This window comes from Trichlorobacter ammonificans, assembly GCF_933509905.1.
GTDB classification, from domain to species: domain Bacteria; phylum Desulfobacterota; class Desulfuromonadia; order Geobacterales; family Pseudopelobacteraceae; genus Trichlorobacter; species Trichlorobacter ammonificans.
Genome location: NZ_OW150024.1, coordinates 1,722,941 through 1,743,884 on the forward strand (window position 1 = coordinate 1,722,941; position 20,944 = coordinate 1,743,884).

14 protein-coding genes are annotated in these 20,944 nt (G+C 61.3%); 8 read left to right on the forward strand and 6 right to left on the reverse strand.

The features are described 5' to 3' along the window. The first annotated feature begins 71 nt into the window (after positions 1-71). The 6 genes from mutS (at position 72) to RAK07_RS07805 (ending at position 11,964) form a co-directional block, all read left to right on the forward strand. Positions 72-2,684, forward strand: a complete 2,613-nt coding sequence (gene mutS / locus RAK07_RS07780) for a DNA mismatch repair protein MutS (protein WP_305732268.1) — start codon at positions 72-74, stop codon at positions 2,682-2,684. Continuing rightward, complete coding sequence (locus tag RAK07_RS07785) at positions 2,684-3,988, forward strand: N-acetylmuramoyl-L-alanine amidase (RefSeq protein WP_305732269.1); 1,305 nt, start codon at positions 2,684-2,686, stop codon at positions 3,986-3,988. Before mutS ends, RAK07_RS07785 begins: the two co-directional genes overlap by 1 nt. After that, on the forward strand, positions 3,988-4,815 hold the full coding sequence (rsmI, locus tag RAK07_RS07790) for a 16S rRNA (cytidine(1402)-2'-O)-methyltransferase (protein ID WP_305732270.1): 828 nt from the start codon (positions 3,988-3,990) through the stop codon (positions 4,813-4,815). The genes RAK07_RS07785 and rsmI overlap by 1 nt, the downstream gene beginning before the upstream one ends. Positions 4,816-4,882: 67 nt before the next feature. Beyond that, entirely contained in the window at positions 4,883-8,446 is a 3,564-nt protein-coding gene (locus RAK07_RS07795) for a PAS domain S-box protein (RefSeq protein WP_305732271.1), read from the forward strand. Positions 8,447-8,488: 42 nt separating this feature from the next. Continuing rightward, the gene (locus RAK07_RS07800) at positions 8,489-9,544 is read left to right on the forward strand and encodes an extracellular solute-binding protein (RefSeq protein ID WP_305732272.1); all 1,056 of its coding nucleotides are present in this window, start codon (positions 8,489-8,491) and stop codon (positions 9,542-9,544) included. After that, on the forward strand, positions 9,541-11,964 hold the full coding sequence (locus tag RAK07_RS07805) for a HAMP domain-containing sensor histidine kinase (RefSeq protein WP_305732273.1): 2,424 nt from the start codon (positions 9,541-9,543) through the stop codon (positions 11,962-11,964). The genes RAK07_RS07800 and RAK07_RS07805 overlap by 4 nt, the downstream gene beginning before the upstream one ends. Here the strand turns inward: RAK07_RS07805 and lpxC are convergent. Together lpxC and cysE are read right to left on the reverse strand one after the other, a co-directional pair. Beyond that, the gene (gene lpxC, locus RAK07_RS07810) at positions 11,958-12,785 is read right to left on the reverse strand and encodes a UDP-3-O-acyl-N-acetylglucosamine deacetylase (protein ID WP_305732274.1); all 828 of its coding nucleotides are present in this window, start codon (positions 12,783-12,785) and stop codon (positions 11,958-11,960) included. The genes RAK07_RS07805 and lpxC overlap by 7 nt on opposite strands. 15 nt (positions 12,786-12,800) lie before the next feature. Beyond that, positions 12,801-13,478, reverse strand: a complete 678-nt coding sequence (gene cysE, locus RAK07_RS07815; RefSeq protein ID WP_305732275.1) for a serine O-acetyltransferase — start codon at positions 13,476-13,478, stop codon at positions 12,801-12,803. A gap of 204 nt (positions 13,479-13,682) precedes the next feature. Between cysE and RAK07_RS07820 the strand changes: the two genes are divergently transcribed. Then, complete coding sequence (locus RAK07_RS07820) at positions 13,683-15,311, forward strand: fumarate hydratase (protein ID WP_305732276.1); 1,629 nt, start codon at positions 13,683-13,685, stop codon at positions 15,309-15,311. A gap of 79 nt (positions 15,312-15,390) precedes the next feature. Further along, positions 15,391-16,275: an ATP-binding protein gene (locus RAK07_RS07825; protein ID WP_305732277.1), complete on the forward strand. Its 885-nt coding sequence runs from the start codon at positions 15,391-15,393 to the stop codon at positions 16,273-16,275. 80 nt (positions 16,276-16,355) lie between these two features. Here RAK07_RS07825 and RAK07_RS07830 read toward each other — a convergent pair whose 3' ends face one another. The 4 genes from RAK07_RS07830 to RAK07_RS07845 form a co-directional block, all read right to left on the reverse strand. After that, positions 16,356-16,730, reverse strand: coding sequence for a bactofilin family protein (locus RAK07_RS07830; RefSeq protein ID WP_305732278.1), 375 nt, complete (start codon positions 16,728-16,730; stop codon positions 16,356-16,358). Positions 16,731-16,750: 20 nt separating this feature from the next. Further along, positions 16,751-17,593 (reverse strand): M23 family metallopeptidase, encoded by an 843-nt coding sequence (locus RAK07_RS07835; protein ID WP_305732279.1) that lies wholly within the window; start codon positions 17,591-17,593, stop codon positions 16,751-16,753. 200 nt (positions 17,594-17,793) lie between these two features. Further along, positions 17,794-19,422 (reverse strand): ABC-F family ATP-binding cassette domain-containing protein, encoded by a 1,629-nt coding sequence (locus RAK07_RS07840; RefSeq protein WP_305732280.1) that lies wholly within the window; start codon positions 19,420-19,422, stop codon positions 17,794-17,796. Between the two features lie 28 nt (positions 19,423-19,450). After that, the gene (locus tag RAK07_RS07845) at positions 19,451-20,776 is read right to left on the reverse strand and encodes a DEAD/DEAH box helicase (RefSeq protein ID WP_305732281.1); all 1,326 of its coding nucleotides are present in this window, start codon (positions 20,774-20,776) and stop codon (positions 19,451-19,453) included. Positions 20,777-20,944 lie beyond the last annotated feature (168 nt).

The window sequence follows — 20,944 nt, forward strand, 5'->3', positions numbered from 1 at the left end:
CATCACTTCCTGTATACCGCCTCTCCCCGCTTCCTTGCAATGCCCTTCGACGCTATGCTACAACCGTCCCCATGAGTTCAGCCCTGCACACCCCCATGATGAAGCAGTACCTGGAGATCAAGTCCCGGCATCCGGACAGCATCCTGTTCTTCCGCATGGGCGATTTCTACGAGATGTTCCTGGAAGACGCTCTGTTGGCGTCGAAACTCCTGGACATCACCCTTACCTCCCGCAACAAGGGGGGAGCCGACGAGATCCCCTTCTGCGGCGTCCCCTACCACTCGGTCCAGCCCTACGTCGCCCGCCTGATCGAGGCGGGCCATCGGGTAGCCATCTGCGAACAGGTGGAGGACCCGAAACAGGCCAAGGGGATCGTGAAGCGGGACGTGGTCAAGGTGGTTACCCCGGCCCTGGTGACGGAGGCCGAATCCCTGGCGCCGGAGGAAAACTCCTACCTGCTCTCCCTCTGCCCCTCCGGTCCGCGCTGGGGAGCCGCTTGGCTTGATCTCTCCACCGGTGAGTTCAAGGTATCGGAACTGGAGAGCCTGAGCGCCACCGCGGCCCTGGCTGCCTCACTTGCCCCCCGGGAACTGCTGCTTCCCGAGGCAGTGAAGCGCGAGCCGCCCGCTGAACTGGCCCTGGTCATGGGGGACCGCCCCCGCTCCACCGTGCCCGACTGGGTACTGGACCGGGAATACGCGGCCCGGCTGGTCTGCGACCGCTTCGGCGTGGCACTGCCGGAGGCCCTGGGGCTTTCCCCCGCTGCCGCCGCTCTACCGGCAAGCGGGGCGATTTTGCACTACCTGCAGGAGAACCGGCACGCCACCCTCCCCCACCTGCGGGATCTTACCGTGGTCAGCCAGACCGACTACCTGGCCCTGGACCCGGTTACCCGCCGCACCCTGGAACTGACCGCCACCATGGCCGAGAACAAGAAGGCCGGCTCGCTTCTGGGCTGCCTGGACCGCACCGTGACCGCCATGGGGGCCCGTACCCTCAAGCAATGGATCGCCCATCCCCTGGTGCGTACCCCTGAGATCGTCCGTCGTCTCGATGCCGTGGAGGAACTGGCCCGGGCCGGCGAGCTGCGGGACGAGCTGGCCCGCCTGCTCAAGAATATCCACGACCTGGAGCGGCTGAACGGGCGGATCGCCATGGCCGGCGCCAACGGCCGGGATCTGCGCTCCCTGCTGGACTCGCTGGAACAGATACCGGTCATACAGCGGTTGCTGGTCGACACCCGGTCAGAGTTGATCCGCGAGTGCAGAGACTCCCTCGATCCCCTGGACGACCTGCGGGACCGGATCGGCCGGGCCATTGTCCCCTCCCCGCCCTTCTCCCTGCGGGAAGGGGGGATCATTGCCGAGGGCTACCATGCGGAGCTGGACGAACTACGCACCATCAGCCGCGAGGGCAAGGGATTCATCGCCCGACTGGAGGCCCGGGAGCGGGAGCGGACCGGCATCGGTTCCCTCAAGATCCGCTACAACCGGGTGTTCGGCTACTACATCGAGATCACCAAGTCAAACCTCTCCGGCGTGCCGGCCGACTACATCCGCCGCCAGACCGTGGCCAATGCGGAGCGGTTCATCACCGAAGAGCTGAAGAACTACGAAGAAAAGGTGCTGGGGGCGGAGGAACGGATCTGCGACCTGGAGTACAGCCTGTTCCAGGAACTGCGGGAAGAGGCGGCGGCCCATGGGGCGGCCCTCAGCCGTACCGCCGCCGGCCTGGCGCTGCTGGACATCCTGCAGGGGCTGGCCACGGTGGCGGTGGAGCGGAACTACTGCCGCCCCACCGTGGACGACGGCGACCGGATTGAAATCATCGAAGGGCGCCATCCGGTGGTGGAGGCCATGAACCTGGGGGAGCGGTTCGTGCCCAACGACACCCTGCTGGACGGCGAAGCTCACCAAATTCTGATGATCACCGGCCCCAACATGGCCGGTAAGTCCACCTACATGCGCCAGACCGCCCTGATCGTGCTGATGGCCCAGATCGGCTGTTTCGTGCCGGCAACCTCGGCCCGTATCGGCATCGCCGACCGGATCTTCACCCGGGTCGGGGCCGGCGACAACCTGGCCCGGGGCCAGTCCACCTTCATGGTGGAGATGATGGAAACCGCCCACATCCTGCGCAATGCCACCCCGAAAAGCCTGGTGGTGCTGGACGAGATCGGCCGGGGCACCTCCACCTTCGACGGCCTTTCCATCGCCTGGGCCGTGGCCGAATACCTGCACGACACCGAACAGTGCCGGGCCCGCACCCTGTTCGCCACCCACTACCACGAACTGGCCGAGTTGGCGGCCAGCAGGGAGCGGATCACCAACCTGACCGTGGCGGTGCGGGAGTGGAACGATCAGGTGATCTTCCTGCGTACCATCGTCCCCGGCGCCGCCTCCCACTCCTACGGCATCCAGGTGGCCCGGCTGGCCGGCATGCCGGCGGATGTCATCGAACGGGCCAAAGAGGTGCTGAAGAACCTGGAGGAGGGGGAATTCGAGCAGGGAGCGCCCCGCATCGCCAAATCGCACCGTAAGACGGCAATCCCGGACAGCCGGCAGTTTTCCCTCTTTGAACCGCAGGGGGATCTGTTGCGGGAACGGTTGAAAAAACTGAACATTTCTGGTATGACCCCTCTGGAAGCTCTCAATCTGCTGGACGAACTGAAAAAAATGGTCTGATGATCCACTACCTGCGTTACATAGCGCTGCTCTGCGCCCTGCTCCTGTTCTGCAGCGGCGTGGCGGCCGCAGCTCCCCGGAAGGCGCCATCCCCGCATCCTGCCGCCACCGTCACCAAAGCTCCCCCCACAGCCTCACCGGCCCACGTTCAGGAAATCAAGTACTGGTCCAACCCCGACTACACCCGCATCGCCATCGCCCTCGACCGTGACACCACCTGGAAAAGCAATGAACTGGACAAGGGAAGCGCAGGCAAGCCGGGACGGATTTTCATCGACATCCAGAACGCCAGGCTCGGCCCGGCGGTCAAGGATATCCCGATCGGCGACGGCCTGCTGAAAAAGGTACGGGTCGCCCAGTTCAAGCCCGGGGTGGTCCGCATCGTCCTCGATACGGATAACTTCAAGGATTACAAGATATTCCCCCTGTCCGATCCGGCACGGCTGATCATCGACGTACGGGGAGAACGGCGGGAAGAGATCCACCGCCTGGAAGCCACCCTCTCCAGTCAGGTGCAGGAAGCGGCTGTTCCGGCACCGGCCGCACCGGCAAAGGCCGAGCAGCCGGTGCCGCCTCCCCCGCTCCCGGCTGCGGAAAAACCGGCCAAGGGGCGCAAGACGCCACCTGTCTCCAAGATCCGCAGAATTGTCGTGGATCCCGGTCACGGCGGCCACGATCCCGGCGCCGTGGGTCCCACCGGCCTGCAGGAAAAAGAGGTGGTGCTGTCCATCGGCCTGAAACTGCGGGAGTTGCTGAAGGAAGAACTGGGCCTGGATGTCGTGATGACCCGCTCGACGGATGTGTTCATTCCGCTCGAAGAACGGACCGCCATCGCCAACAAGGTGGGAGCCGATCTCTTCGTCTCCATCCATGCCAACGCCGCCCCCAACCGTTCGGCCGCCGGCATTGAAACCTATTACCTGAACCTGGCCAAAACCGAGAAGGTGGCACAACTGGCCGCCAAGGAGAACGGCACCACCCTGGAAAAGGTCAGTGTGCTGCAGGCGATTCTCTTCGACCTGATGGCCAATTACAAACTGAACGATTCCGCCCACCTGGCCGAGGAGATCCAACGGGCGCTCTACAAGGCGACCAAAAGCAGATACCCGGAGACCAAAAATCTGGGAGTCAAGCAAGGTCCCTTCTACGTGCTGGTGGGAGCCACCATGCCCAGCATCCTCACCGAAGTCGCCTTCATCAGCAACAGCGTCGAGGAAGCGCACCTGAGAAATCCCGCCTACCTGCATCTGGCCGCCGAAGGGATCATGGAGGGGGTCAGGAGCTACATCGCCAGCCTGAAGTAATGTCCGCTCTTCTCTACATCGTGGCAACTCCCATCGGCAACCTGGAGGATATGACCTTCCGGGCGGTGCGCATGCTCAAGGAGGTGGCGCTGATCGCCGCCGAGGACACCCGCCACTCCCGCAAGCTGCTGGCCCACTACGGCATTACCACGCCGCTCACCTCCTACTTCGATCACAATCAGACCCTGAAGGGGGAGCGGATTCTCGCAACCCTGCGGGACGGCAAGAGCGTCGCCCTGATCTCGGACGCCGGGACTCCCTGTATCTCCGACCCCGGCTACCACCTGGTGCGCGATGCGCTGGCCGAGGGGATACGGGTGGTACCGCTGCCCGGAGCCTGCGCGGCCGTAACCGCGCTTTCGGCTGCCGGCCTGCCCACGGACAGTTTTCACTTCGCCGGTTTTCCGCCGGCCAGGGAGGGAAAGCGCCGCAGCTTCCTGGCAGCCCTCGCCGGGGTACGGGCAACGCTCGTTCTTTACGAAGCTCCTCACCGGCTGGCGGCAACGCTGGCCGATATAGCCGCGGTTCTCGGAAATCGGCAGCTGGCGGTGGCGCGGGAACTGACCAAGCTGTACGAGGAGTTTCTGCACGGCACGGCACATACGCTGCTGGAGCAGGTACGGGACGGTCGGGAGCGGGGCGAGGTGGTGATCCTGATCGCCCCCGGCGACGGCATGTCGGCGGCTCCGGAGGGGCCTGCGCCGGAAGAACGCTTGCGGACTCTGCTGGCTCAGGGCCACTCGGTCAAGGAGGCGGCGGCCCTGGTGGCCGCAGCCACCGGCCTGCCCCGCCGGGAGCTGTACGCCCAGGCTCTGCTGCTGCGCTAGCAGTTAAGCGATGATCTGCTATACTTAGCCCCGAATACGGCAGACCCGCCGGTTCCGGAGACCCTTGATGCCCCTTGCACGCTTCAGCGACAAACGACTGGCTCTGCTGACCTTTTTCGGCCTCGTCTGTGCCGGTCTGCTGGGCAACTACTTCAAGCTCACCCTCTTTCTGAATGTCGACTTTCTGTTCGGCAGTATCTTCGCCCTGCTGGCCCTGCAGCGCCTGGGACATGGTCCCGGCATCGCCGCCGCCCTGCTGATCTCCTCCTACACCTACGCGCTCTGGAACCACCCCTTCGCCATCATCATCCTGACCGCCGAGGTCGCCGTGGTGGGCTGGCTGGTGTTTCGTCGCCGTCTGGGAATGGTGGTGGCCGACACCCTGTACTGGCTTGTCGTCGGCATGCCCCTGGTCTACCTGCTCTACCACCTGGTCATGGGGACCACCCTTGAAAACACCATGGTGATCATGGTGAAGCAGGCGATGAACGGCATCGTCAACGCCCTGATCGCCCGGATACTGTTCAGCCTCTGCCGGTACTGCTCCCGCGATATCGAATTTTCCTTCCGGGAAATAACCCACAATATCCTCAGTTTTTTCATCCTCTGCCCCACGCTGCTGATCATGGCCCTTTCCAGCCGTGCCGACTTCAGCGATGCCGACCAGCAGATCCGGCGCCTGCTGCGCCAGGATATCGGCCAGATGCAGAACCGCCTGGAAACCTGGATTCACAACCGTACCACCGCCGTGAGCTTTCTTGCCGCTGAAGCGGCCCGACGGACGCCCCGCCAGATGCAGCCGCTGCTTGAGCAGAGCCGGTTGTCCGACGATAACTTCCGGCGCATTCTGCTGCTGGACCGCTCCGACATCAGCAGTGCCGCCTCGCCGCAGAGCACCGGAGCGGTCGGCATTTCCTTCGCCGACCGCCCCTACCTGCCCATCGTCAGACAAACGTTACAGCCGATGCTGTCGGAAGTGGGGCCAAGTCGAATCGACCCCGCCAGTCCGCGCGTGCTGGCTCTGGCGCCGATCCTGCGGGCAGGAGCCTACGACGGCTGCATCGCCGGCGTGCTCGACCTGGCACAGATCCGCGCCTACCTGGAAAAAAGCTCCCGGCATTCCAGCAGCTACTTCACGCTGCTTGACCGCCACGGCCATGTCATCACCTCCAACCGCGGCGACCAGCGGGCCATGACCCCGTTCCGGCGCGAGGCCGGAACACTTTCCCCCCTCGGTGACGGTCTCGCGCAATGGATTCCCCGTCTTCCGGCCAACACGCCGGCCACCGAGCAGTGGAAACAATCGTTCTACGTGGCCGAAAGCAGCATCGGAAAGCAGAACGAATGGCGGCTGATTCTGGAACAGCCGCTGGCACCGCACCAGAAATTGCTGGCAACCCGCTATGCCAAACGTCTGACCCTGCTGTTCGGGCTGCTGCTGGCCACGCTGGCCGTTGCCGAGCTGGTCAGCCGCAGATTCGCCCTGACTATGGAGCAGTTGCGGGCGATGACGGAAAATCTGCCGTCCCGCCTGGCCTCCGGCGACATCATGATCGAGTGGCCGAAAAGCTCGGTGGTCGAAACCAGTGTACTGGTCCGCAACCTGCAGGAGATGGCCAAGACCATGTTCCAGCAGTTCCAGCGGATCCGTCTGATCAACGCCACCCTTGAAGAGCGGGTTGCCGAACGGATGCAGGCGTTCGCCGAAAGCGAGGAGCGCTACCGCAGCCTCTTTGAAAACCATGCCGTGGTCATGCTGTTGATCGACCCGCAGACCAGCCATATCCTGGCTGCGAATCCGGCCGCCGAAGCCTTCTACGGCTGGTCGGCCGCAGAGCTGGCCACCAAGAAACTGCAGGATATCGACACCCTGGCGCCTGAGACAATCGATGAGGAGCTGCGCCAACTTCTCTCCAGGCATTATAATCACTACTTTCTGACCCATCGCCTGGCCGACGGTACGCTTCGGGACGTGGAGGTGTTCAGTTGCCCGGTGCAATCGGGAGGAACAACCGTTCTCTTTGCCATCGTTCACGACATCACGGAACGGTGCCGGGCCGAGCGGGAGCGCGAGCAGTTCCATGCCTTTTTCACCACCGCCGCCGACCTGATGTGCATCGCCGACCCCCACGGTGCTTTCAGGCAGGTCAATCCGGCCTGTTGCGAGGTGCTGGGCTACAGTGAGGAAGAGTTGCTTTCGCGCCCCTTCCTCGACTTCATCCATCCCGACGACAAACAGCGCACGGTGGAGGAGATGGCGCGGCAACTGCAGTCCGGCTATTCCCTCAACTTCGAAAACCGCTATATCCGCAAGGATGGTTCGGTCTGCTGGCTTTCCTGGCGCGCCATTTACAACAGCGATGACCGGACCACCTATGCAACGGCCCGTGACATATCAGAGCTGAAACGGGCTGAAGCAGAACTGCGCCAGGCCAAGGAGGCTGCCGAAGCGGCGAGTGTCGCCAAGAGCAGCTTTCTGGCGACCATGAGCCACGAAATCAGAACCCCGATGAACGGCGTTATCGGTATGACCGACCTGCTGCTGGACACCAGCCTGGACCCGACCCAGCGCGAATACGCCGAACTGGTCAAATATTCCGGCAGAAGCCTGCTGCGCCTGATCAACGACATTCTGGATCTCTCCAAAATCGAAGCGCACAAGATCGAGTTGGAAAGCGAGCCGTTCAATCTGCGCACTGCGATTACGGGTACCGTGGAGCTGCTTTCCCTGAAAGCCCGTGAAAAAGGGCTGACCATTGACTGGACCGTTGCCGACGATGTGCCGCTGCTGCTCAAGGGGGACGAGGGACGATTGCGCCAGATTCTGACCAACCTGCTGGGCAACGCCGTCAAGTTCACCGCCCAGGGCCGGGTCTCCCTTGCGGTAACGCGGCAGGCGCTTGCGGAGCACCGGACAACACTGCATTTCGAGGTGCGCGACAGCGGCATCGGCATCGCTCCGGACAAGCAAAGGGTGATCTTCGAGCCCTTCTCCCAGGCCGATGCCTCCACCACCCGCCAGTACGGTGGGACCGGGCTGGGGCTGGCCATCAGCAAACAACTGGTGGAGTTGATGGGCGGAAGCATCCAGGTAGAAAGCACGGAAGGGGTGGGAAGCACCTTCCGCTTCACCGCTGTTTTCGAGACACAGCCGGTCGCTGAGCAGCCTCCGCCACTGTCGGTGGAGCGGAGCCGCCCCACTGCGCCGCCGGATGCACGTCACATTCCCCCACAGCCCGCCGGAGCGGAACCGCCCCCGGCTCCTCGCCTGCTGCTGGCCGAAGACGATCCCACCAACCAGATCGTTATCAAAGCAATTCTCGGTCGTAACGGCTACCGGGTCGACATTGCTCCGAACGGCGTCCAGGCGATCCGGATGCTGGAGCAGCAAGCGTATGATCTGGTACTGATGGATTGCATGATGCCGGAGATGGACGGATTCGAGGCAACCGCGATTATTCGCGACCGCTCCTCGGCGGTCCGCAATCATGACCTGCCGGTGATCGCGCTGACCGCCAACGCCATGAAGGAAGACCGCGAGCGCTGCCTGCAGGCCGGCATGGACGACTACCTGGCCAAACCGGTCGAAGTGGCCGATCTGCTGCTGCTGCTCGACCGGTGGCTGGGATAAAGACAGGGTCAAGGAGCAGGGGGTAGGTAGATGCCGCATGGTGTGAAAAAGCTGGTGCTCTCTCTGATGCTGTTGACCGTCATATTCTGCTCCGTACTCTGTTTCATACCGGCCGAGGCTGGGGAACAACCGCTGCGGGTGCTGGCATGGCCCGGGTATGCGGACCCCGATATCGTCAAGACCTTTGAGCAGCGCACGGGGGCCAGGGTGGAGGTAACCTTTGTCGGCACCGACCTGGAGCTGTGGACCAAGCTCAGCCGGAACAATGGTCGGGATTTTGATGTTTTTGCCGTGAACACCGCAGAACTGCAACGCTATATTGCTAAAGGTCTGGTTAGCGGCATTCCGGTGCAAGAGATTTCAAACCGCTCGAAACAACTCCCCAGATTCCGTGATTTAAACAGCATACGCGGCATCGTGCACAATGGCACGGTGTACGCCATCCCCTATACCTACTCGGAGATGGGGCTGATCTATGACCGGCAACAACTCAAAAAGGCGCCGGAAAGCATTACAGCACTCTGGGACAAGCAGTACCGCGGCAAAGTGATCGCCTACAATGCCGGGGTACATAATTTTTCTTTGGCGGCACAGACGCTGCGCCTCTCCTCCCCGTTCAGCATACCGCCGGCAGACATACCGGCGGTTGTCGATCGGTTGATCGCCCTGCGCCGAAATGTAACCGGCTTTTATACACAGCCGGAAGAATCAGTCGCCATGTTCAAGAATCGCAAAGCTGCCTTAATGTTTGCCAACTTTGGCACGCAGCAGGTGCAACTGCTGAAAAAAGCCGGCGTCGATGCCGGTTATGCGCTTCCCAAAGAGGGCGCTCTGGCTTGGCTGGATTGCTGGGCCATCACTCGCGAAGCGAAAAACAAAAAACTGGCCGCAGCCTGGATCAACTACCTGCTGGACGATCTGCCGGGAAAGGCATTGACAAGCCGTCAGGGGTTGGCCAACACCACAGCGGAATCGCCCTCTATCACACCAGAAAAGCTGATACTCTGGCTGGAGCCGGTTGAAGACGAAGCTCGCCGCGATCAACTGTGGGGCAGAATCGTTTCAGGCAGCTCTGCTGCAAAGGTGCTGGCCCCTTGAGACTGGGCATTGCCACAAAGCTGGCGCTGCTGGTTGCACTGGTCGCAATGACCACCGCGATGTTCACCGGACTTTTTATCTCCCACGTCAGTGAAACGCTGTTGGTCAATTCTGCAAAAACAAAACTGCTCACCTCAACGCAGATCGTCAGCCGACGGATTCAAACGATGCTGCAACTGGAAGCAGGCCGCAATCTGAAAGTGCTGGCCAATCATCCTGCCGCACAGGCAACGCTGAAAAAAGCAGATCCCGATCTTGACAATCAAATAGCCACCCTGTTCCGGCTGATCATGGAAGCAAACCCCACGTACTTCCAGATCCGCCTGATAGCGGCGGATCATCACGGACAGGAACGGGTCCGGATTGACCGTCACAAAAGTTCATTTACCAGGGTAATGGGAGATGATCTGCGTGAACAGGGGCATTTTCCTCATGTTTCCGAAACATTGCGCCTTGCTGCCGGCGAAACCTACATGTCGGCTGTTTCCATCAAGCATGAACGTGGCGCATATGATTCCGGTTCCGAGCTCCCTTCGGTGCAGGTAGCCATGCCGGTCATTGGAGACACAGGACATGCGCTCGGCGTGGTGGTGATCAGCATTGACATAACCGGGCTGTTTGCCAAGCTAACCGAAAACCTGCCAAAATCATTCAAGCTCATTCTGACCAACGGGCAGGGGGACATCCTGCTTCATCCGGACAGCGCCAAGACCTTTGGATTCGATAAAGGTCTGCGTGTACTGATTCAGGATGAATTTCCTGCAATCAGGGATTTGATAGAAGGTCGGGTTGATCATACTGTCTTTGAATCCGCGCGGGACACTCATGGGGACCAGCTGGTAGCGGCCTTCGTCAGGCAAAAGATCGATGTAACCTCGGTGGATGACAGCTTTTTCCTGGGTCTTGCCCAACCGGCGTCCGTGCTGCATGAGGATGAGCAAAAAATTCGGCCAATCATCTGGAAAAGCGTTCTTGCTTTCAGCCTTGCCGGCACCATAGCGGCGGTGCTTCTGGCACGGTTCATGACCAGGCCGATAAACCTCCTGAACATCGCAGCCCAGCAGTTTGCCCAGGGTAAGACCCACCATGAACTCCCGCTTGAGCAGCAGGACGAGATCGGTTCATTGGCGCTCAGCTTCCAGCAGATGCAGCAGCAGATTTCCCAGCAACTTGTGGAACTTGACAATGAAATCGCCGAACGCAAACGCGCTGAGGAAAAGCTTCTGCAGGCCAAAGAAATAGCAGAAGCCGCCAGTATCGCCAAGAGCCGCTTTCTGGCCAACATGAGCCACGAGATCCGCACACCGATGAGCGGCGTCATCGGCATGACCGATCTGCTGCTGGAAACCCCTCTCGATCCGATCCAGCGGGAATATGCGGTACTGGTCAAAAAGTCGGGCCGGGAACTGCTCCATCTGCTGAACGAAATCCTGGATCTCTCCAAGATCGAAGCCCAGAAGTTCGAACTTGAATCCATCCCCTTCAACCTGGAGGTGCTGGTAGCCGGCATCGTTGAGTTGCTCGCCCCGAAAGTGCGGGAAAAATCCCTTTCCCTTGAATACCGTATCGCTCCCGATGTTCCCCGACAGTTGCTGGGAGATGCGGGCCGGCTGCGTCAAGTCGTCACCAACCTGATCAGCAACGCCGTTAAATTCACCCACACGGGACAGATACTGCTACAGGCGAGTTTGGTCAGGGAAGAGGGGGACAACGTCACGGTCCGTTTTGAAGTACATGACAGCGGGATCGGTATTCCTGCGGACAAGTTCAATCTGATCTTTGAGCCGTTTGCCCAGGCCGATACCTCAACGACCCGCAGCTACGGCGGAACCGGCCTGGGACTATCGATCTGCAAGCAGCTGGTGGAGTTGATGGGGGGGAGCATCTGGGTGGAAAGCGTTCCGGGAGAAGGATCGGTCTTTCGCTTCACCGTTGTCTTGAAACGGCAATCCGACGAAACCGGAACGCCGGCAACGGATAGTGGGCAGGCATCGATGCTACCAGCAACAAGCCTTCCGGATACAGCATGTTGGAGCGCCCGCATACTGCTGGCCGAGGACGAACCGACCATCCGACTGATCATCAGTACCGTGCTGCGGCGTAGTGGCTATCAGGTCGATACGGCGAAGAACGGCACCAAGGCACTGCATCTGCTGGAACAGAACCGGTATGATCTGGTATTGATGGACTGCATGATGCCGGAAACGGATGGGTATATTGCCACCGCCGTTATCCGCGACCCTTCATCGGCAGTACGGTGCCATGACCTCCCGATAATCGCCCTGACCGCCAACGCCATGAAAGAGGACCGGGAGCGGTGCCTGACAAGCGGCATGAATGACTACCTGAGCAAACCGGTAGACATGGTTGAACTGCTGGCAATGATCCAGAAGTGGCTGGGAAGAGGCGCCAGTCAGTAGATCCGGTAATTCTCCGGATCGCTGAACAGTTGACGGAGCAGCAGGTTGTTCAGGTGGTGCCCGGTCTTGTGAGCCTCCACCTTGCCGAGGATACGGTAGCCGCTGGTATAGAGGTCGCCGATCAGGTCCAGTATCTTGTGATTGACCAGTTCCTTGCGATAACGCAACCCCTGCGGATTGAGCACATCCTCGGCCCCCACCACCACGGCGTTATCCAGCGATCCCCCCTTGGCAAGCCCCATCTTTTGAATCGCCTCGATCTCCTCCTGCATGGTGAAGGTACGGGAGTTGAGGATGGAAAAGGCGTTCTCCACATCGGCCACCCGCCGCTTCTGCTGTCCGACCGGTGGACGGAACTCGATGGTCATGGTGATATCCAGGGTATTGAGCGGCTTGATCCGCACCCAGGCGTCACCATGGGTCGCCTCCACGGTTTTCAGCACCTTCAGGTAGACGTTCTGCTCCGGAAACTCGTACACTCCCGCCTTCCACATCCCCTGGTAGAACTCCCAGGCCGACCCGTCCAGGATCGGCACCTCCGGCCCGTTGATGTAGACCAGGCAGTTGGTGACTCCGGCGTAGTAGAAGGCGGCCATCAGGTGTTCGATGGTGGAAACCGTCACACCATCCTTCGCAATCAGCGTCGAGAGCCGGGTATCGGCAACCTGGTCGTAGCGGGCCGGAATCTGCACGCCGTTCAGCACAAAGACGATCCCCTGCTCACGACGGGGCAGGAATTCAAGGTTGACCTCGTGACCTGAGTGGAGCCCGATACCGGAAAGTTTGAAGATGCGGTTGATGGTAGTCTGTCGTTTGATCATGGGTGCGATATCCGTCTATTGGCCGGCCAGACGCTGTTTCAGCTCGTCGTGCTCTTTCTGCAGCGCCTCGTATTTCTGTTCCAGGCTCCTGACCTGGTCGAACAGGCAGGCGATGGCCGTGGCCGAGGGGTCCGGCAGCTTGCCGTGCTCAAGATCCGGGCGTCCCTCTTTGGCCGCCTCCTGGGCCATCACCACCTTGCCCGGAATGCCGACCACCGTGGCGTTGGGAGGCACTTCCTTCACCACCACCGAGTTGGAACCGATCTTGGCCCCCTTGCCCACGGTGAACGGTCCCAGCACCTTGGCACCGGAGCCGATCACCACCTTGTCCTCAAGCGTGGGGTGGCGCTTGACCTTGTCCCAGGTAACCCCCCCCAGGGTGACGCCGTGGTACAGGGTGACGTCGTCGCCGATTTCGGCGGTTTCGCCGATCACCACCCCCATACCGTGGTCGATGAAGAAGCGCTTGCCGATCTTCGCGCCGGGATGGATTTCGATGCCGGTCAGAAAACGGGAGAGATGGGAGGTAAGGCGTCCCAGGAAGTAGCATTCACGGGTCCAGCACCAGTGGGCCAGCCGGTGAAACCAGACCGCATGCAACCCCGGATAGCAGAAAAACACTTCAAGGGAACTGCGGGCCGCCGGGTCGCGATCAAATACGGAGCGGATATCATCCCGAATACGACTGAACATCGTGCGTCTCCTTGGTATAGGCGTCATTTTCCTCTACCATACCCCATTGATTTAGTCAAAGACTGCATCGGGCTTGCTACGCCACACTTACCGTAGTATGGGCAGGTAATTACTGCTCGACAATAAAACCGGTTTTCAATATGATGCACGGGATTTTGATTGTATACGGTATTATTTCACATCACAGGAAAGGAGCACCGCACCATGGCAACCCCCGAATTCTTCTATCAGGAGCCGTTCCCCCTTGCCAAGGACAGCACCCCCTACCGCAAGGTGGCAGGCTCTGAAAAGTACGTATCCGTTGCACAATTCGACGGCAAGGACGTTTTGAAGGTCGATCCCGAGGCTCTGACCGTGCTGGCCAACGAGGCGATGAAGGATGTCTCCTTCCTGCTGCGCCCCGGTCACAACGAGCAGGTGGCGAAAATCCTGGCCGATCCCGAGGCATCCATGAACGACAAGGGAGTTGCCCTGGCCTTCCTGCGTAACGCCATGGTGGCGGCCAAGTTCGAGCTGCCCCTCTGTCAGGACACCGGCACCGCCACCATCGTCGCCAAGAAGGGACAGCAGGTCTGGACCGGCGGCAAAGACGAGGAGTATATCTCCAAAGGGGTGTACCGCACCTACACCGAGGAGAACCTGCGCTACTCCCAGACCGTGGCCCTGGACATGTATGAAGAGAAAAACACCGGCACCAACCTGCCGGCCCAGATCGACATCATGGCCTGTGACGGCGACGCCTACAAGTTCCTGTTCATGGCCAAGGGTGGCGGCTCCGCCAACAAGACCATGCTCTACCAGGAGACCAAGGCGCTACTCACCCCGGCTTCCCTCAAGAAATACCTGGTGGAAAAGATGAAGTACCTGGGCACCGCCGCCTGCCCCCCCTACCACATAGCCTTTGTCATCGGCGGCACCTCCGCCGACGCCTGCATGAAGACCGTCAAACTGGCCACGGCCCGCTACCTGGACGACCTGCCCACCGAAGGCAACGCCCACGGCCAGGCATTCCGCGACACCGCCCTGGAGGCGGAACTGCTGGAGGCAGCCTATACACTGGGGATCGGCGCCCAGTTCGGCGGCAAGTACTTTGCCCACGACGTGCGGGTCATCCGCCTGCCCCGCCACGGTGCCTCCTGCCCCGTGGGCATGGCGGTCTCCTGCTCCGCGGACCGCAACATCAAGGCCAAGATCACCCGCGACGGACTGTTTGTGGAAGAACTGGACCGCGATCCGGGGCGTCTGCTGCCGGAGAAGTACCGCATGGCCAAGCACGAGCACGGCACCAAGATCGACCTGAACCGCCCCATGGCCGACGTGCTGGCCGACCTGACCAAGCTGAAGGTAGGTGACGCCCTGCTCCTGAACGGCACCATCGTGGTGGGCCGCGACATCGCCCACGCCAAGTTCAAGGAGATTCTGGATAGTGGCAAGCCGCTGCCCGACTACCTGAAAAACCACCCGATCTATTACGCCGGCCCGGCCAAGACCCCGGCGGGCAAGCCCTCCGGCTCCTTCGGCCCCACCACCGCCGGACGGATGGACAGCTACGTGGATCTGCTCCAGGCAAACGGCGGCTCCATGGTGATGATCGCCAAGGGGAACCGCAGCCAGCAGGTAACCGACGCCTGCAAGAAGCACGGCGGCTTCTACCTGGGCTCCATCGGCGGCCCGGCAGCCATCCTGGCTGAAGAAAACATCAAGAAGGTGGAATGCATCGACTTCCCGGAACTGGGCATGGAAGCGGTCTGGAAGATCGAAGTGGAAAACTTCCCGGCTTACATCCTGGTGGACGACAAGGGGAACGATTTCTTCAAGCAGCTTGGCCTGTAGCCAAGGACACTGACATACGCGAGAGCCCCTGGCGATTCCGGCCGGGGGCTCTTTATTTCATCCCTGTAAAGAGAGCATTATGTTCAACCTGAAACCTGAAGTCGTCGCCCGCCTGGAGCGGGTCTTAAGCTCCGTTGAAATGCTGCTGCCCCGTGCCATTGCTCCCGTTGACTGGAGCAGCTGCTATGCCGCCAACTGGCGGCGCCACTCCTTTTCCGGCTACCTTGAAGCGGTACGCATAACCGATACCACCACCCTGGACGAGCTGCTGGGGGTAGACGAGCAGAAAGAGGTCATGCTGCACAACACCCGTCAGTTTCTGCTGGGGCTCCCTGCCAACAACGCCCTGCTCTGGGGCTCCCGGGGAACCGGCAAATCATCGCTGGTCAAGGCCCTGATGAATCACTTTGCCCCCCAGGGACTGCGGGTTATCCAGATCGAGAAGGAAGACCTGATCTACCTTTCGGAGATATTCAGCGCCGTGGAGAATGAGCCGTACCGCTTCATCCTGCTCTGCGACGACCTGACCTTCGAGGTGGGCGAGCTGAGCTACAAGATGCTGAAAAGCGCCCTTGACGGCTCCGTCTACTCACCACCGGAAAACGTGCTGATCTACGTCACCTCCAACCGCCGTCATCTGCTGCCGGAGTATGAATCGGACCATATCGGCGGTAAATTTGTACGGGGTGAACTGCAACAGAGCGAGGCGATGGAGGAAAAAGTATCGCTGTCCGACCGTTTCGGACTCTGGGTCGGTTTCTACGCCTTTTCCCAGGACCGCTACGTTGATGCCGTCCGGCTCTGCATCGCCCGTGAAGCCAGGGACCGCAAAGTCGATATCCCTTGGACCAAGGAGCTTGAGCGCGAAGCGATCAAGTGGTCCCAGGAAAAGAGCAAACGGTGCGGACGAACCGCCTACCAGTTTTCCAAAAACTATGTGGGCAGATTTCTGCTGCCGGCCTGACCCGCAAACGGCAAGCGGCCCCCGGCTGTGCTGCCGGGGGCCGCTGTGCTGGTTCAGTCCAGCCGCATGATTTTCAGGAATTACGCTGCTTCCACGACTCCGCCCCTGTAGCCGATCTCCTTGGAAGCATGCATGGAAGAGCGTCCTTCAAAGCGTCCGCCGTCGGCAATGGACAGCCGTGTGGAAAAGAGATCGCCGCGTACGTCGCCGGTCCGCTGGATCTCCACTGTCTCCGACGCCCGGATCGTGCCGACCATCCTGCCGCCAACCACCATCTGGCGCACCACCGCATCGCCGGTAATCACCCCTTTTTCACCGATGATCACGCAATCGGCAGTGATGTTACCCTCCAGCCCGCCATCGATCCGTACCGTTCCCTTGGAGATGATATCTCCCTTGACCGCCGACTCCTGGCCGATAATGATCTCAAGCTTGGGTTGCTTCGAACTGAACATGCCGGAATGCTCCTGACTGGCTACCGTGCGCGGGCAACGGTATCCGAGGGATTGATCGGCCGGCCGTTCCGCCAGACCTCGTAATGCACATGCACGCCGGTGGTGGCGCCGGTGGCGCCGGCGTAGGCGATCACCTCACCCCGCCTGACCGTCTGCCCCACCCGCACCGCATTGCGGTCGTTATGGGCGTAGACCGTGCTGAAGCCGTGACCGTGCTCGATCACCACCACATTGCCGTTGCCCTTGCCGTAACCGGACACGCTGACGATACCGTCGGCCGTGGCCATGACCGGCGTTCCCCGCTGGGTGGAAAGATCCACGCCACTGTGAAAGCGCTGGCTGCCCTGCAGCGGATGCTCCCGCATGCCGAAGCCGGAGGTGAACGTTCCGTCAACCGGCCATCCCTGGGGAGTGGCACGGTGCAGGTCCCGCTGCTGTGCCAGATACTGTCTGATGCCGGCCACCGATTGCATCGATTCCTCAACCTGGCGTTTCAACTCCTCCAGATCAACGGAGCCATCGTTTTTTTGCGGGCGCACCTCATCAAGGATCTTGCTCCGGGAACCGCCGGAGAGCAGTCGCCGCAGTTCGCTGTCAGCCTGCCTGAGCGACTGCATGGTTCCCTGCAGGGCCTGGAACTGGCCGTTCATCGCCTCGTACTTATGCTTCATCACCAGGTAATCAACGGCATGGACGGTCAGGGAAAAGGTATAGACGATGCCGACCACCACGAAGAGCCCCAACAGACCCAGCACGGCCAGGGGCAACTTGAGGTTGATCGCCCCGCTACGGGTGTGGGGCACCAACATGATGGTGACGGGAGTGGACAGCTTTTTCAGCCAGGGATACAGTCTGTTCCGCATGGAATACGCCTCCGGTCTGCATCAGGGGACCGTGCTGCGGAAAGCTCCGCACGACCCCGAACCTCACCGGAAGTACCGTCTGGATGTGAGGGGTGGGCACTTTACCACATTTTTTTCGTGACATTCAAACCATTTTTGCCCCCGGATGCTCCGACAACCAGCACCAACAGCCGAAAAAGCTCGCAAAAACGGGCCTTACGTCAGTGCACACGGTGCGGCGATTTTTCCAAATAGTACTCGTAATTCCCCTCGTAGGCACGCATCTCGCCGTGGTCCACCTCCAGCACCCGGTCCACCAGGCTGCGCAGGAAGTGGCGGTCGTGGCTGACCAGCACCACGGTGCCGCTGAAGCCCTGCAGAGCATCCAGCAACATTTCCCGGGACCGGATATCCAGGTGGTTGGTCGGTTCGTCCAGCACCAGGAAATTGATCGGCCGCCCCAGCAGGGTGGCCAGCACCACCCGGCTCTTTTCCCCGCCGGAGAGGTTCTCGATCCGCTTGTCCACCGCATCGCCGGAAAACAGGAAGGCTCCCAGCAGGTTCATGATCACCCCGCGGTTGGCCAGCGGCATCGCCGCCTGCACCGTTTCGAACACCGTCCGCCTGGGATCGAGAATCTCCATGGCATGCTGGCTGAAGTAGCCCAGCTCCACGTTGGCCCCCAAAGCAACGTTGCCGGAGGTCGGCTCGGTCTGGCCGGCCAGCACCTTCAAAAAGGTGGATTTGCCGGCGCCGTTCACCCCCACCACCGCCACCTTGCTCTGGCGGCGGATAATGCCGGAAACCCCGGAGAAAACCGGCTTTACCCCGCCGTCCGGCAGGGGCCACTCCTTGGCCAGGTTCTCCATGATCACCACGTCGTCGCCACTGCGGGGCGGCTCGCTGAACTCGAACCGCACCACCCGCTCCTCTGCCGGGATCTCGATCCGCTCGATCTTCTCCAGCTTCTTGACCCGCGACTGCACCTGGGCCGCATGGGAGGCCCGGGCCGCGAAACGGGCGATAAACTCCTCCTCCTTGGCCAGCATCTCCTGTTGCCGCTTGTGACTGGCCAGCAACTGTTCCCGGCGGATTTCCCGCTCCCGCTCGTAGAAGTCGTAGTTGCCGCCGTAGGTGGTGACGGTTCTGTTGGCCACCTCCACAATACGGCTAACGATCCGGTTCATGAAGTCCCGGTCGTGGCTGGTCATCAGCAGCGCGCCGTCAAAGGTATCGGCCAGCCACTCCTCCAGCCAGACAATGGACTCCACATCCAGGTGGTTGGTCGGCTCATCCAGAAGCAGCACGTCCGGTTTCAGGGTCAGGATTTTCGCCAGGGCGATCCGCATCTTCCAGCCGCCGGAAAAGGACTCCACCGGATGGTTGAAGCGGTCAGGGCCGATGCCCAGGCCGGTCAGCACGGTCTGGGCGCGGGTGTCCAGGTCGTAGCCGCCGCGGTGCTCGAACTCTTCCTGCGCCTCACCGTAGCGCTCCAATAGCGTTGCCATCTCGTCGTCGGAGCGGGGTTCGCACATGGCGGCCTCCATCTCCTTCAACGCCGCTGCCAGCCGCATGGTCTCGGCCGAGCCGGCCATCACCTCTTCCAGGGCGCTCCGGCCGGCCATATCCCCCACATCCTGGGAGAAATAGCCGATGGTGGTCCGTTTGGCCCGGGTGATCTCGCCACTGCCCGGCTCCTCCTCACCGGTGATGATCCGGAACAGGGTGGTCTTGCCCGCACCATTGGGCCCCACCAGCCCGGTACGGCTGCCGGGCAGAATCTGGAAGCTGGCGTCACGGAACAGTACCTGGGAGCCGTGCTGTTTGGTGATGTTGGAAAGATGGATCATATATCTGCCTTTAGCGAGTAGTCAGACTCTACCGGGGCGTTCTGGAGCGCTGCTGCTGCCGACCTGCGCCGGGGCTTGACGGCCTCGTGCCGGCCGGTCTTCCCTGCTTTGCCGGTTGCTGACCGGAACGGGGTTGCCCGCTTCCCTGCCCTGCCACCTCTTTCTTCGCCTTTGGCTGCGGCCGCGGCGGGCGGGGAGGACGGGCAAACTCCTCGTCCTTGCGGGGGGCCTGCACGTTGTAATCGAACCCCGCCACGGTGCGTCGCTCGATGGCGCTGCCCAGGGTCTTTTCAATGGCCCGCACCATGGCGGTGTCCTCGTCGGTCACCAGGGTGAAGGCATCACCGTTCCTGGCGGCACGGCCGGTGCGGCCGATCCGGTGGATATAGGCTTCAGTGGTGTCCGGAATATCATAGTTGATCACGTGGGATACCTGGGAAACGTCGATGCCCCGAGCCGCAATGTCGGTGGCCACCAGGATCTGGAAGGCGCCGCTACGGAAGCCGTCCATGGCGGCCTGACGGCGGTTCTGGGACAGGTTCCCCTGCAGCGAGGCCGCCGTGTAGCCGGCTTTTTCAAGCTGCTCCCCCAGCCGCTTGGCACGGTGCTTGGTGCGGGTAAAAATCAGCACCGACCCGGTGTCGGTATGCTGGAGGAGCTGCATCAGCAGCGGCGTCTTCAGGTGCTGGGCCACCGGATAGAGGGCATGGGTCACCGTGGCCGCCGGGGCCACCGTATCCACCTGCACCGTCACCGGGTCCCGCAGGATTTCCCGGGCCAGGCCGCGGATCTCCGGCGGCATGGTGGCGGAAAAGAGCAGGGTCTGACGCTGGGCCGGCAGGTGCTTGAGAATGCGGCGGATATCGGGCAGAAACCCCATGTCGAACATCTGGTCCGCTTCGTCCAGCACCAGCAGCTCCAGGCTGGAGAGATCGATGGTCCCCTGGTTGATGTGATCCAGCAGACGGCCGGGACAGGCCACCACGATTTCAACCCCGTTTTTGAGCTTCTCCACCTGGGGATTTACTCCTACCCCGCCGTAGACGGTGATGCTCTTCAGGCGCGTCTGGCTTCCCAGCTCCTGGATACTGTCGTTGATCTGCTCGGCCAGCTCCCGGGTGGGGGCGATCACCAGGGCGCGCACCTGCTTGCGCGGTCCCTGCATCAGCCGGTGCAGGATCGGCAGGGCAAAGGCGGCGGTCTTGCCGGTGCCGGTCTGGGCAAGCCCCATCAGGTCATGGCCGGCCATGATCTTCGGAATCGCCTGGGCCTGGATCGGCGTAGGGGTGGCGTAACCGGCCGCCTTGACGCCGGCTACCACCTTGGGATGAAAACTGAACAACTGAAACGGCATTGACTACTCTTCTTTCTCTGTTCCACACGAAAAAGCCCCGAAAGGGTTTCCGGGGCTTACGAACATTTGTCGGTACTCGTGATCTTCCTGGAACAATCTTGGGTAATATGGCGTTACTGTACAGGGGGTGGAGGGCAATGTCAACCCAGAGCCGTCTCACGGGCAACG